General features: G+C 67.8%; 12 protein-coding genes. 5 read left to right on the top strand and 7 right to left on the bottom strand.

Annotated elements, in window-relative coordinates; translation table 11 throughout:
* The first annotated feature begins 27 nt into the window (after positions 1-27).
* On the top strand, positions 28-798 hold the full coding sequence (locus tag AC5P67_RS13400) for an SDR family oxidoreductase (protein ID WP_005409469.1): 771 nt from the start codon (positions 28-30) through the stop codon (positions 796-798).
* A 49-nt stretch (positions 799-847) separates the two neighbouring features.
* Positions 848-1,414, top strand: coding sequence for an elongation factor P-like protein YeiP (yeiP, locus tag AC5P67_RS13395; protein WP_005409468.1), 567 nt, complete (start codon positions 848-850; stop codon positions 1,412-1,414).
* Between the two features lie 154 nt (positions 1,415-1,568).
* Here the strand turns inward: yeiP and AC5P67_RS13390 are convergent, their stop codons facing one another.
* The 4 genes from AC5P67_RS13390 to AC5P67_RS13375 all read right to left on the bottom strand — a co-directional run bounded on the left by AC5P67_RS13390 (position 1,569) and on the right by AC5P67_RS13375 (position 7,052).
* Entirely contained in the window at positions 1,569-2,261 is a 693-nt protein-coding gene (locus AC5P67_RS13390; RefSeq protein ID WP_024958335.1) for a COG3650 family protein, read from the bottom strand.
* Positions 2,262-2,344: 83 nt separating this feature from the next.
* Positions 2,345-2,737 carry a nuclear transport factor 2 family protein gene (locus AC5P67_RS13385; RefSeq protein WP_164225506.1) on the bottom strand — a complete coding sequence of 131 codons (393 nt, stop codon included), beginning with the start codon at positions 2,735-2,737 and terminating at the stop codon, positions 2,345-2,347.
* A complete protein-coding gene (locus AC5P67_RS13380) occupies positions 2,718-5,867 on the bottom strand; it encodes a multidrug efflux RND transporter permease subunit (RefSeq protein WP_088430883.1) in 3,150 nt (1,049 codons plus the stop codon). Before AC5P67_RS13380 ends, AC5P67_RS13385 begins: the two co-directional genes overlap by 20 nt.
* Positions 5,868-5,903: 36 nt before the next feature.
* Positions 5,904-7,052, bottom strand: a complete 1,149-nt coding sequence (locus tag AC5P67_RS13375) for an efflux RND transporter periplasmic adaptor subunit (protein ID WP_099484308.1) — start codon at positions 7,050-7,052, stop codon at positions 5,904-5,906.
* 129 nt (positions 7,053-7,181) lie between these two features.
* Here AC5P67_RS13375 and AC5P67_RS13370 point away from each other — a divergent pair, with 129 nt between their 5' ends.
* A complete protein-coding gene (locus AC5P67_RS13370) occupies positions 7,182-7,898 on the top strand; it encodes a response regulator (protein ID WP_005413196.1) in 717 nt (238 codons plus the stop codon).
* Entirely contained in the window at positions 7,898-8,974 is a 1,077-nt protein-coding gene (locus tag AC5P67_RS13365; RefSeq protein ID WP_005409462.1) for an ATP-binding protein, read from the top strand. The genes AC5P67_RS13370 and AC5P67_RS13365 overlap by 1 nt, the downstream gene beginning before the upstream one ends.
* Here the strand turns inward: AC5P67_RS13365 and AC5P67_RS13360 are convergent.
* The 3 genes from AC5P67_RS13360 to AC5P67_RS13350 form a co-directional block, all read right to left on the bottom strand.
* Positions 8,952-10,748: a DUF4105 domain-containing protein gene (locus AC5P67_RS13360; protein ID WP_329754775.1), complete on the bottom strand. Its 1,797-nt coding sequence runs from the start codon at positions 10,746-10,748 to the stop codon at positions 8,952-8,954. The genes AC5P67_RS13365 and AC5P67_RS13360 overlap by 23 nt on opposite strands.
* A gap of 34 nt (positions 10,749-10,782) precedes the next feature.
* The gene (locus tag AC5P67_RS13355) at positions 10,783-11,082 is read right to left on the bottom strand and encodes a DUF2388 domain-containing protein (protein ID WP_005409460.1); all 300 of its coding nucleotides are present in this window, start codon (positions 11,080-11,082) and stop codon (positions 10,783-10,785) included.
* A 62-nt stretch (positions 11,083-11,144) separates the two neighbouring features.
* Positions 11,145-12,533: an FAD-binding oxidoreductase gene (locus AC5P67_RS13350; protein ID WP_024958330.1), complete on the bottom strand. Its 1,389-nt coding sequence runs from the start codon at positions 12,531-12,533 to the stop codon at positions 11,145-11,147.
* A gap of 169 nt (positions 12,534-12,702) precedes the next feature.
* On the opposite strand from AC5P67_RS13350, the gene serA reads away from it, so the two are divergent.
* Positions 12,703-13,944 carry a phosphoglycerate dehydrogenase gene (gene serA, locus AC5P67_RS13345; RefSeq protein ID WP_005409458.1) on the top strand — a complete coding sequence of 414 codons (1,242 nt, stop codon included), beginning with the start codon at positions 12,703-12,705 and terminating at the stop codon, positions 13,942-13,944.
* Positions 13,945-13,976 lie beyond the last annotated feature (32 nt).

The raw sequence follows: 13,976 nt of genomic DNA, 5'->3' as shown, positions 1-13,976 counted from the left end.
CGGTTCTCGAACCTGCAGGACCGTTCAATGCAGCTGTCTTCCGTACGTGCCGTGATCACTGGCGGCGTCTCCGGCCTCGGCCTGGCCGTGGCCCAGCACCTCGTCGCCCAGGGCGGCAAGGTGGCCCTGTTCGACCTCAACGACGACAAGGGCGCTGCCGCCATTGCCGGGCTGGGTGCCGACAAGGCCCGCTATTTCAACGTCAACGTCAGCGATGAGGCGGCGGTGACCGCGGCCATCGACCAGGCCCACGATTTCCTCGGCGGCCTGAACGTGGCGATGAACTGCGCCGGCATCCTCGGCGCCGGCCGCGTGCTGGGCAAGGAAGGCCCGATGCCGCTGGCCGGCTTCCAGGGCACGGTGATGGTGAACCTGGTCGGCAGCTTCAACGTTGCAAAGGCCGCTGCCAACCGCATGCAGCACAACGAGGCCGGCACCGACGGCGAGCGCGGCGTGATCATCAACACCGCCAGCATCGCCGCCTATGAAGGCCAGATCGGCCAGGCCGCGTATGCCGCCAGCAAGGGCGGCGTGGTCTCGATGACGCTGCCCATGGCGCGCGAACTGTCGCGCTTCGGCATCCGCGTCAATACGATTGCTCCCGGCGTGTTCTGGACGCCGATGGTCGACGGCATGCCCGAAGCCGTGCAGCAGTCGCTGGCCGCCTCGATTCCGTTCCCGTCACGCCTGGGCAAGCCGGAAGACTTCGCCAGCCTGGTCGGCTTCATCCTCGGCAACACCTACCTCAACGGCGAGACCATCCGCCTGGACGGCGCTACCCGCCTCGCTCCGAAGTGATTCCCCACGGGCGCCGGGACGGCGCCCTCCCCCAACGACCTAGATCACCATGAAAGCCAACGACATCAAGAAGGGCAACGTCGTCGAGTACAACAACGGCGTGTACCAGATCCGCGACATCGAGCGCAGCTCGCCGCAGGGTCGCGGCGGCAACGTCCGCTTCCGCTTCATCATGTACAGCGTGCCGGGCGGCAACAAGCTCGACGCCAGCTTCGATGCCGACGACAACCTGGTCGAGGTCGAACTGCTGCGCCGCCAGTCCACCTATTCGTACAAGGACGGCGACGCCTTCGTGTTCCTCGATGACGAGGACTACACCCCCTACACCCTGGATGCGGACGTGATCGGCGACGACGCCGGCTACATCACCGACGGCCTGACCGGCATCTACGTGCAGGTCATCGACGAGCAGCCGGTGGCGATCCAGCTGCCGGCCTCGGTGGTGCTGGAAGTGATCGAGACGCCGCCGGAACTGAAGGGTGGCACCGCCACCAAGCGCCCGAAGCCGGCCAAGCTCAACACCGGCATCGAGATCATGGTGCCGGAGTACATCGTGAACGGCGAACGCGTGCTGGTGAACACCGCCACCGGCGAATTCGCGGGCCGTGCCGACTAAGCGCCTCGCGCTGATCGGCTGCCTGTCCCTGCCTGCGGCGTATTCCCCGCAGGCAGGCCATCGGATGTAGCAGTCGTGTAGCAACGAGCCCACGCACGGCTGCTGTGCGTTGGACAGGGACTGCAGCCGAGCGTGGCTCGGCTCTACAGGTAGCTTACGGCTGCTTCGCGCCGAAATTGCCGCAGCCGTGGTACTGGCGGGTGCCGATGGTCAGGTTCACCTTGGCCTCGAACGCCTCGCCACTCATGTCGTCCTGGCAGATCGTGCGCTGGAAGCTGAGCTTGACGTCGGTGCCATCAGACGCCTTGCCACTCCAGCCGTCAGCACCTGCGGTGGGCTTGGCGACATCGAAACGACGCTCACCGTAATCCACTTCCACCTGCAGGCCCGGCGTGTCGCCGTCGACAACCGCCAGCCAGCCCGGCTCATTGCCGGTGGCACGGAACGCGGCATTGCCGGCGCTGCCATCGCCTTCAGTGGCTTCGACTGCATGGCACTCGCGATCGGCTTCGCCCTTCAGGCTCAACAGGCCGTCATCGCTGCCCTTGGTCCAGAAGCTGTTGCCCTTGCCATCGCCGTACTTGGCACCCGACGCCGCACGCTCGGAGCTCATGGCGAAGGTGCGTTCGCCGATCACCACCGTGGCCGCATCCTCGCCATTGAAGGTCGCGCGCACGCTCAGATCACCACACTGGTAGGTGGTCTCGCTGCCACCTTCGGTGCTGGCGCTCGGCTGCGGCGCGGCAGGCGCGGCATCATTGCCGCTCGCAGCGGGCGGCTGGGCCGGCTGGCACGCGGCCAGCACCAACCCGAGGGAGGCTGCCAACAGACTGGGAACTACACGCATGGCTCGACTCCTTGTCGACACTACAGAGAGGCTCGACCCTACCACCTGTCGGTGAGCGGGGCCTGAAAGCGGCCTGACCGCACTCATGCGGCCAGTACCGCCATCGACAACAGCTGCGCGCCGCTTTCGCCGGAACTGCAGGTCCACACCCGCAGCAGGCGCAGTTTCAGCTCGCGCTCCTGGCCCTGCCCGCGCACCGACAAGCGCACGTCGCTGGACAACAATGCCAGGCGTCCGCACAGCAGCGTTTCCACCGCGTACGACTGCAGGCTGCGCACGTGCAGGTTTCCGGCCAGCCAGTCGCCCAGCCACGGCAGGTCGAGCAAGCGCCCGCCCTGCCCGTCCATCATGAACAATGCCGGCGATACCAGCGCGGTCAGCGCATCGTGGTCGTCATCCAGCAATGCCTGCCGCATGCGCTGTTCCAGCGCTGCCAACTGCCGCTCATGCAGGTCTTCAACGATGTCCCGTTCCATCCACGGATCCTTCCGGCATCGGCCGGCGCCTGCGCAGGCGTTGCGCGATCCACTGCCGCGTGCCCTGCACCACTACATAGAAGACCGGCACGAAGAACACCGCCAGCACCGTCGCACTGACCATGCCGCCGAACACACCGGTTCCAATCGCCTGCTGGGTTTCCTTCGACGCGCCCTGCGCCAGCATCAGCGGCACCACGCCCAGCGCGAACGCCAACGAGGTCATCACGATCGGCCGCAGGCGCAGTCGCGCCGCCTCCAGCGCCGCTTCAACCAGGCCGCGACCCTGCTGCTGCAGCTGGCGCGCGAACTCGACGATGAGGATCGCGTTCTTCGCCGACAGCCCGATCACGGTGATCATGCCGACCTTGAAGAACACGTCGTTGGGCATGCCCCGCAACAGCACCGCAGCAACCGCACCGAGCAGGCCCAGCGGCACCACCAGCATCACCGCCAGCGGGATCGACCAGCTCTCGTACAGTGCCGCCAGCACCAGGAACACCACCAGCATCGACAACAGCAGCAACCACGGCGCCTGCGCACCGGACTCCCGCTCCTGCAGCGACTGGCTGGTCCACTGCAGGGCAAAACCGGACGGCAGCTTCTCCGCCAACCGCTCCATCTCCGCCATGGCCTGGCCGGTCGACACGCCGGAGGCCGGTGCGCCGGACAGGTTCAGCGCCGGGAAGCCGAGATAGCGCTGCAGCTGCAGCGGCGCCTCGGTCCAGTGCGGCGTCACCAGTTCCGACAATGCCACCATGCCGCCTTCGCTGTTGCGCACGTACAGCCTCAGCACATCCTCCAGCTCCATCCGGTGGGGTGCATCGGCCTGCAGGATCACCTGCTGCAGCCGCCCCTTGTTGGGGAAGTCGTTGACGTACTGCGAGCCCATCGCCGCCGACAGCGTGCTGCTGATCTGCTCGAACCCCACGCCCATCGCCTCGGCCTTGGCGCGGTCGATGTCCAGCCGCACGCTGGTACCTGCCGGCAGGCCATCGGCATGCACCTCCGACAGCAGCGGGCTGGCTTCGGCCAGCTTCAGCAGCTGCTGCAGGGCCGCACGCAGTTCGGCCTGGCTCTGCCCGGTACGCGCCTGCAGGGCCAGCGAGAAGCCGGACGAACGGCCCAGGCTGTCGATGGCCGGCGGCATCACGCTCATCACCTCGCCCTCGGCAATCGTCGCCATCGCCTTCTGCGCGGCCTCCACTTCGCCGGCCGCGGTAGCCCCTGCACGCTCGCCCCAATCCTTCAGCATGGTGTAGGTCAGCGCCGCGCTCGGGCCGGAACCGGAGAAGCTGTAGCCGAGAATCGACTGGTTGGAGCCGATGCCCGGGCGTGACGCCACGTGCCGTTCGTAGGCTTCGACCACGGCCAGCGTGCGTTCGGCGGTGGCTTCGGCCGGCAGCTGGATCGAGGTCATGAAGTAGCCCTGGTCCTCTTCCGGCAGGAAGGCGCCCGGCAGCCAGTGCAGGCCCAGCAGCAGCGCCGCCACCAGAGCCGCGAACACGCCCATCACCCGCCCGCTACGCTGCAGCACCGACGCCACACCACGCTGGTAACGCCCGGTCATCCGTTCGAAGCCACGATTGAAGGCGCCGAACAGACCGCCCCGACCATGGTGGCCATGGGTGTTCGGGCGCAGCAGGGTCGCGCACAGCGCCGGCGTCAGGCTCAATGCCAGCAGCGCCGAGAACAGGATCGACACCGCCATCGCCACGGTGAACTGGCGGTAGATCGCACCCACCGAGCCGCTGGCCAGCGCCATCGGAATGAACACCGCGGTCAGCACCAGGGTGATGCCGATCACCGCACCGGTCAGTTCGCGCATCGCCTTGATGGTGGCCTCGCGCGGCGGCAGGCCTTCCTCGGCCATGATCCGTTCCACGCCCTCGACAACCACGATGGCGTCGTCGACGATGATGCCGATCGCCAGCACCATGCCGAACATGGTCAGCACGTTGATCGAGAAGCCCAGCGCCAGCATCACCGCGAAGGTGCCCAGCAACGCGATCGGTGCGACCAGTGCCGGAATCAGCGTGTAGCGCCAGTTCTGCAGAAACAGGTACATCACTGCAAACACCAGCAGCATCGCCTCCAGCAGCGTCTGCACCACCTTCTGGATCGAGATCTTGACGAACGGTGCGGTGTCGAACGGAATGCTCGCCTCCACGCCGCGCGGCAACAGCGGCGCCAGCTCGGCCATGCGCTCGCGCACCGCCGACGCGGTGCGAACCGCGTTCGCGCCAGGACGCAGCTGCACGCCGGCGGCGGTGGCCGGATGACCATCCTCGCGGGTGCCCCAGGCATAGCTCTGCGCGCCCAGTTCAACGCGGGCGACATCGCCCAGCACCACCCGCGAGCCGTCGGCCCCGGCGCGCAGCACGATGGCAGCGAACTGCTCCGGCGTGGACAGCTGGCCATCGGCACTCAGCGGCACGGTGATGCGCTGGCCCGGAACACCCGGAGAATCGCCGATGCGCCCCGGCGAGATCTCCAGGTTCTGCTGCTCGATGGCAGCGGCCACGTCACCCATGGTCAGCCCATAGCCGGTCAGCCGGGTCGGGTCCAGCCACACGCGCATCGCCTGCTCGGCACCGAACAGCTGCACGCGGCCGACGCCATCGATGCGGCGCAGCTCCTCGATGATGTTGCGCGCCATGAAGTCGCCCAGTGCGGCCTCGCTGACGCTGGCATCCGGCGAACGCAGGCCGACCAGCATCAGGAAGCCGGAATCGGCGGCCTCCACGAACAGGCCGTTCTGGCGCACGCTGCGCGGCAGGCGCGGCTCGATCGCCTTGATCCGGTTCTGCACGTCCACCTGCGCCAGCTCCGGGTTGGTGCCCGGCTTGAAGGTGGCGGTGATCGAGGCTTCGCCGGACGTGTCCACCGACGACTCGAAGTACAGCAGGTGCTTGACGCTGGACAGCTCGCGCTCGATCAGGCCGACCACCGCGTCATTCAGCGTCTGCGGGCTCGCACCCGGGTAACTGGCATAGATGCTGACGCTGGGCGGGGCAACCGCCGGATAGCGCTCCACCGCCAGCCGCGGGATCGCCAGCACACCGGCCAGGATGATGAAGATCGCCAGCACCCAGGCGAACACCGGGCGATCGATGAAGAAACGTGCCATGTTGGATTTTCCTGGAGGGACCGGCCCGGTAGAGGCTCAGCCCTTGCTGCCGGCCTGCACCGCGCCGGCGCTGGCGACCGGCATCTGCCAATCGCGCGCATCGACCACCACGCCTTCCTGCAGGCGTTCCTGGCCTTCGACCACCACCTTTTCGCCCGCCTTCAGGCCGGTGCGCACCAGCCATTGGCGATCGACACTACCGTCCACTTCCAGCGTGCGGATCACCGCCTTGCCATCGCCACCGATCACCCAGGCATAGGCCTGGCCACCGGCACTGCGCAGCACGGCCTGCTGTGGCACGGTCAGTGCGCTGGCCGGCGCACCCCGCGGCACCTTCGCGCGCACGTACATGCCGGGCAGCAGCTGGCGCTGCGGGTTGTCGACCAGGATGCGCAGGATCACATCACCGGTGCGCGCATCGACATTGATACCGGAGAACAGCATCTGGCCACGCTCGGACAGCGGCTTGCCGGCCGCACCGATGATCGTTACCGGCAGCTCGCCGCCGCCGGCAGCGCTGCGCTGCAGCGACTCCAGCTGCGCGGCCGGCTGGCGCACATCGACGTAGACCTGGTCGATCTGCTGCACCACCGCCATCGGCTCGGCATCGGCCACGCCGACCAGTGCACCTTCGGTCACCAGCGCCTGGTCGATGCGGCCGGCAATCGGCGCGCTGACCGTGGCATAGCGCAGATCGAGCTGGCGACGCGCCAGGATCGCGCGCGCCTCGTTCACCGCGGCACGGGCCTGTTCGTACTCGGCACTGGCATCGTCGCGGTGCTGCTGGCTGACCGCCTGCGCGGCCGCCAGCGCATGCAGGCGCTGCGACTGCACGCGGCTGCGGCCCAAGGCGGCCTCACTGCGCTGCAGCGCGGCCAGTGCCGAGTCGACATCGGCACGGAACGCCGCCGGATCGATCTGGAACAGGGCCTGGCCGGCGCGCACTTCCGCACCCTGCTCAAACAGCCGGCGCTGCACGATGCCGCCCACCTGGGCACGGATCTGTGCGGTGCGTACGGCGGCCACGCGGCCAGGCAGTTCGTCATCGCGCTGCACGACCTGCGGGCCGACAGTAACCACGCTGACGCGCGGTGCCGCTTCGGGCGTGGCTTCGGGGGCGGAGCAGGCCGTCATGGCCAGGGCGAGGGCCGCGATCAACGCGACCGGAGTCCTGAAGGTTCTCATTGCTGTGCACAATGCCGCGCGGGCGGCTGATAGGTTCTGAAGCGTGCAGTCTGCGGGGCGATGATGGGGTTTCGATGGAGGAACTGTGGAGATACGATGGAGGCAAGCACCTTAAGGCCCCGCCCCTGCATGCATGCCTCCCCTGCCCTCGCCGCCCTAGTCCTGATCGTCGAGGATGAGGCCGAGATCGCCGATATTCTTACCGCCTACCTGGAACGCGAAGGACTACGCACCCTGCGTGCCGCCGATGGCCACAGTGCACTGGACCTGCACCGCAGCGCCCGCCCCGACCTGGTCCTGCTCGACGTACAACTGCCGCGGCTGGATGGCTGGAGCGTACTGACCCAGCTACGCCAGCGCGGCGAAACGCCGGTGATCATGCTGACCGCGCTGGACCAGGACCTGGACAAGCTGACTGCGCTGCGCATGGGCGCCGACGACTACGTGGTCAAGCCGTTCAATCCAGCCGAAGTGGCAGCGCGCGTGCGCGCCGTGCTGCGGCGTACGCTGCGTGGCTCGCGCGTGGACGCACCGACCGCACTGCGCGCGGGCCCGTTGCTGATCGACTCGGCCACCCATGCCGTGCATGTGGAAGGCGACGGCTACAGCCACGAAGTGCTGCTCACCCTCACCGAGTTCAAGCTGCTGCACTGCATGGCGCTGGCGCCGACCCGCATCTTCAGCCGCAGCGAACTGATGCACGAATGCCTGCCGGAAAGCGAGGCGTTGGAGCGCACGGTCGACAGCCATGTCAGCAAGCTGCGCCGCAAGCTGGATGAAGTGGGCATGGTCAATGTTCCGGCCAGCGTGCGCGGTGTCGGCTACCGGTTGATGGCCGACCGCTGATGGCCCGCCTGCGCCGCTCCGGGCTCAGCCGCCACATCATCGTCTCGATGTCGCTGATGGTGATCGGCGTCATCGTGATGATGATCCTGTCGTCGTGGCTGCTGTACGCGGTGCTGGTCGAGTTCTTCCCCGGCAGTGCCGAAGAGCCGGAAAGCTGGCTGCCGACCGGGCCGGAGCTGGCATGGATGGTCGGGGTGATCCTGACCGGCCTGGCACTGGCCATCGCCGCCTCGTTCCGTCTTGCCCATCGCATCCTGTCGCCGTTGAATTCACTGGTTGACAGCGTGCGCGCGCTTGCCGGTGGCGACCTCGGTGCGCGCGCCAGCGCCCAGGAAAACTCACCCGGCGAAGTGGCCACCCTGGTCGAGGATTTCAATGCGATGGCGCGCCGCCTGCAGCACATGGAGAGCGAGCGCGCGATGTGGCATGCGGCCATTGCCCATGAACTGCGGACTCCGGTGACGATCCTGCGTGGTCGCCTGCAGGGGCTGGCCGAGGGTGTGTTCCAGCCAGACGAATCCCAGTTCCGCAGCCTGCTGGCACAGGTCGAAGGCCTCTCACGCCTGATCGAGGATCTGCGCGTGTTGAGCCTGTCCGACAACGCGCGGTTGGACGTACGCCGCGCGCGCACCGACGTGGTGGCCGAAGTGCATTCGGTGATGACCCTGGTCGACCCGCAGTTCCGCGCCGCCGGCTTCGTGCTGGAGCTGGAAACCAGCCGCGAGGAACACAACGCGCACTGTGACCCGACACGCTTGCGCCAGGCCCTGCTGGCACTGCTGGAGAATGCGCGCCGCTACGCCAGCCCGGGCAAGGTGCGGATTGCCGTGCACGACACGCCCGGACACGTGCAGGTGGCGATCGAGGACGAAGGCCCGGGCATCGACCCGGAACTTCACACCGACATCTTCACTCCGTTCATGCGCGCCGACGGCTCGCGCTCCCGCCAGGGCGGCGGCAGCGGGCTGGGCCTGGCGGTGGTCAAGGCCATCGCCGATGCACATGGCGGCCGCGTCTACTGCACGCCCGGCAGCGCCGGCGGCAGCCGCTTCGTCATCGAGCTTCCGCGCCAGTAGCGGGCGTGGCTGCCTGTTCCCGCAGGCGTGCGCCGAGCGCGGCGAGGTTGGCATCGATCGCATCCATCTCGTTGCGCTGGCCCGCCGGCAACTGCTGGCGCAGCTGCACGCGCAGCGCCTGCCAGGCCGGCACCGCCTCTGCGCTGGCAGTGGCAACCGCTTCGGCCAGCACCGCCTGCTCATCGGCAAGCGGCAATCCGTAGCCATCGTCGACCAGCAGCGTACCCGGGCGCAGCCATTGCCCACCCTGCTCCAGCAGCTGGCGCAGGCCGCGCGTCTCGGCACTGTCCGGTGCCGCCAGCAGGCGCCGTTTCAGCACATCGCGCGCGCGCAGTTCAGCGCGGCGTTGCGCAGCCTGTTCCAGCAGCAGCAGCCCGGCGCTGGCACGCAGGTCACCCTGCAGCAGCCAGGGCGCACGCTGCTGTGCGGGCAGCTTCAGCCAGGCGCGCACATCGCGCACCGGCAGCCCCAGCTGTGAGCTCGCCACCGCGAACAACTGCTGATAGTGATCGCGCGCCGAGGCAAAGTAGTAGCCCTGCGCCTGCGCTGCATTGCGGTCCGTCAGCACCTGCTCGTCCAGCACATGCAGCCGGGACAGCCGACGCTTCAACCCGCGCGGACTCAGCTGGGCCAGCCCGGCCGCCCCCAGGCGCGGCACACCCGCCTGCAGCAGCTTTGCAGTTTCCACCGCGCAGTTGTTGCTGACGAAGTAATAGCGCCCGTCATAGCTCCAGTGCACCTGTGCAGTGCGCTCGAGCAGGCCGGCGATCTCGCCGGGCGACAACTGCAACGGCAGCGACTGCAACCCACGCAGTTCCACCTTGGTGTACTCGTCCACCACCTGCTGCAGCGGCAGCACGAACAGGCGCGAGGGATAGCCGCCGGTCAGGCCACGCCAGTTGGAAATCTGCACATCACCTACGAATGCGCGGAACGACAGCACGCGGTGGTACTCCAGGTCCAGGCGGCAGTCTGGCCCCGGCGCACGGCCCGGCCGGCAGATCACCAGCCGCAGCATGCTGTGCCCCCAGCGGCTCATCGGCTGCGCACTGCCTTCGGCGAATAGGTAGTCCACGGCGTAGACGCGCGAAGGATCGAGCTGCAGCAGCGATGCCGCACCCTCTTCCGATTCGGCCTGCAGCAATGGCAACGTGGCCGCGCAGTGCGACTGCGGCAGCGATGGCGGGGTTCCGAAATGGGCCTGGTACCACTGCGCCAGCGCCGGGCGCCGGCAGGCAAACTCGCTGTCGAGCACGAAATGCTCGGCGTTCACTGCCAGGTACTCGGCCGGGTCCTTCAGCTCATAGGCATCCGGACTACGGTCACGGAAGTCGTTGCCACCACGGCCAAGATGCCAGGGCTTGCGCTGCCATCCGGCCAGGTCGCGCCAGCGCGCACTGCGCGACCAGTTCGCGCCGCTACGGTCTGCAACATGGGTCAGTTCATGCACCAGCGCGCTGCGTTGTGCACGGCGTGCGCCGGGCACGGCATCATCCAGCAGCTCGCGACGCAGGTCGATGCGGCCGGCGAAAGCGCGACCGTGCACATCGGCCGGCAGGTGGTCGCTCCAGCGCACCTGCACGTGTGCTGGCAGTGAGCGCAGCAGGCCATCTGGCAGCAGGGACTGCACGTCGGCCAGGGTCTGCATCGCCACCTGCTGCTGTGCAGGGCTCAGCCCTTCCGGATCCAGGCGCAGGTCGCTGCTGGCATGTGCGGCCGGAACGGCCAGCAGTAGAGCCAGGCCATGCCTGGCTGCGTTCCGTGCAGATGTCATGGCGTTGCCAGCCAGCGGCCGGCACTACCCGGGATCAACGCGCCAGCAGCGCGCGGGCCAGTTCCAGGTCGCTCTGCTGCTGCGCGGCAGCGCTCTGCTCACGCAGGTGGACCAGCGCGGCCTGCAGGCGGGCGCCACGGATCTGGCCGTCGCTGGCGATGAACGCGGCGGCATCGTCGCGTGCGGCCTGCACCACCTTGTCGTCGCCCGAGCTGCTGGCCGAAGAGCCCGACGATGCACCGGTGGCGGAACCGGCCGAGGTGCCGGCGAAGCTGGAAGCGAAGCCGGCCAGCGGCAGGGACAGCAGGGCGAGCAGCAGAAGCGGACGGGTCATCGGTTCGAAGCCGGTTGTGAGGATGCGTGGAGCGTAACGGGTGCGTGAAGGATTTGCCCGGCTCAAACGTCGAACAGCTTGCCGGGATTCAGCCGCGCTTGGGGATCGAACGCACGTTTGACCGCCTTCATCAGGGCGATCTCGGCCGGGCCGCGGGTGCTGTCCAGGTAGCCCTTCTTGACCAGGCCGATGCCGTGTTCAGCCGAGATGCTGCCATCGAACCGGGCCAGCACCTGCGCCAGCAGCTTGGTCACATGCTCGCACTGCGCCACGAAATCGGCGTCGCTGGTGTCATCGGGCTTGAGCACGTTGATGTGCAGGTTGCCGTCACCGATATGACCGAACCACACCACATCGAAGTGCGGGTAGGCCTGCCCGATCAATGCCTGGGTCTCGGCCAGGAACGCCGGCATCGCCGAGATCCGCACCGAGACGTCGTTCTTGTAGGGCTTGTAGCGCGCCAGCGATTCGGTGATGCCTTCGCGCAGGCGCCACAACTGGGCGGCCTGGGCATCGCTGGCACTGATCACGCCGTCGCTGACCCAGCCGTTGCCCATGCAGTCCTCGAAGGCCGCCATCGCCGCCGCTTCCTGCGCTTCGTCGTTGGCGGCGAACTCGGTGACCACGTAATACGGGTGCACCTCGTCGAACGGTGCCTGCGCACCATGCGCCAGCACGTGCTCCAGCGCGCGATCAGTGAAGAATTCGAAGGCCTGCAGCTGCAGCCGTGCGCGGAACGCGGCGAATACCTGCATCAGCACTTCGAAGCTGGGCAGCGCCAGCAGCATCACGTTGCTGGCCGGCGGCGGATCGGTCAGCTTCACCGTCGCTTCGACGATCACGCCCAGCGTGCCTTCCGAACCGATCAGCAGCTGGCGGAAGTCATAGCCGCTGGAGTTCTTGATCAGGCCCTTGTTGAGCTCCAGCAACTCGCCACTGGCGGTGACCACCTTCAGCCCGGCGATCCACTCGCGGGTGTTGCCGTAACGGATCACGCGGATGCCACCGGCATTGGTAGCGATGTTGCCGCCGATCGTGCAGGAACCACGCGCGGCGAAATCCACCGGGTAGATCAGGCCGTGGTCCAGCGCGGCGTTGTGCACGGCCTCCAGCGGCATGCCGGCCTGCACCACCAGGGTGCGATCGACCGCGTCGTAGGCCAGCGCCTTGTTCATCCGTTCCAGGCTGAGCACCAGCTCGCCGTTGGCAGCCACCGCGCCACCGGAGAGGCCGGTACGGCCGCCGGACGGCACCACGGCCACGCCCTCGCCTGCACTCCAGCGCATCACCGCCTGCACTTCCTCGACCGTGGCCGGCAGTGCGATCGCCAGCGGCGCCGGCGTCCAGCGCCGGGTCCAGTCGCGCCCGTAGTGCTCCAGGTCGGCCGGGTCGGTCTTCAGCTTCAGGCCGGGACAGGCCTGCTGCAGCGAGGCAATGCGGGAATCGGTCATGACGGTCCAGCGCGGGGCGTGAAGAACGGGCAAGCGTGCCAGCGGCACGCGCCAGCGTCCAGCCCCGCCGCGCTGCAGATAGCTACGGATGCAACCAATTGCGCACTGCACCATGGGCGCTTCGATCTGGCATAGTGGTCAGCCCCTGTCCCACTGGCCGTGTCGCCCCATGTCGCCGAAGAAGACCTCGTTCCCCAAGCAGGATATCCGCGTGCTGTTGCTGGAGGGGGTCAGCCAGACCGCCGTGGAGGTGTTCAGCGCCGCCGGCTACAGCCAGATCGAGGCGCACACCAAGGCGCTGCCCGAGGACGAACTGAAGGCGCGCATCGCCGAGGCGCACATCGTCGGCATCCGCTCGCGCACCCAGCTCAGCGCCGAGGTGCTGGCCGAGGCCAAGCGCCTGATCGCGGTGGGCTGCTTCTGCATCGGCACCAACCAGGTCGACCTGGACGCGGCCGAGCTGGCCGGCATCCCGGTGTTCAACGCGCCCTATTCCAACACCCGCAGCGTGGCCGAGCTGGTCATTGCCGAGGCGATCATGCTGACCCGTGGCATTCCGCAGAAGAATGCCGAGTGCCATCGCGGCGGCTGGTCGAAGTCGGCCAGCGGCAGCCATGAGGTGCGTGGCAAGACCCTGGGCATCATCGGCTATGGCCACATCGGCACCCAGGTCGGCGTGCTGGCCGAATCGCTGGGCATGCAGGTGATCTTCCACGACGTGGAAACCAAGCTGGCGCTGGGCAATGCGCGTGCTGCGGCCAGCCTGGACGACCTGCTGGCCCGCGCCGACATCGTCACCCTGCATGTGCCGGAGACCCCGGCCACGCAGTGGATGATCGGCAGCACCGAGCTGGCGAAGATGCGCAAGGGCGCGCACCTGATCAACGCCGCGCGCGGCACCGTGGTCGACATCGATGCGCTGGACGCGGCGCTGGCCAGCGGCCACGTCGGTGGCGCCGCGCTGGACGTGTTCCCGGTCGAGCCGAAGGGCAATGGCGATATCTTCGAATCGCCGCTGACCCGCCACGACAATGTGATCCTGACCCCGCACGTGGGCGGCAGCACGCTGGAGGCGCAGGACAACATCGGCGTGGAGGTGGCGGCCAAGCTGGTGCGCTACAGCGACAACGGCAGCACCCTGTCGGCGGTCAACTTCCCGGAAGTGACCCTGCCCGAACACGAAGACAGCCTGCGCCTGCTGCACATCCACCAGAACGTGCCGGGCGTGCTGTCCAAGGTCAACGAGATCTTCTCGCGACACAACGTCAACATCGACGGCCAGTTCCTGCGCACCGACCCGAAGGTGGGCTACGTGGTGATCGACATCACCGCCAGCGAGGCACAGGCCGCCGCCGTGCGCGACGAACTGGCCGCGATTCCGGGCACGCTGCGGACGCGCATCCTGTATTGAAAAAAGGGGACGGAGGGGATTAAGTCGTTTGC

It is taken from the genome of Stenotrophomonas sp. YJH_SMC_21, assembly GCF_059369555.1.
Note: the sequence above shows the minus strand (reverse complement) of the source record. Positions and strands in the feature narration are given on the sequence as shown.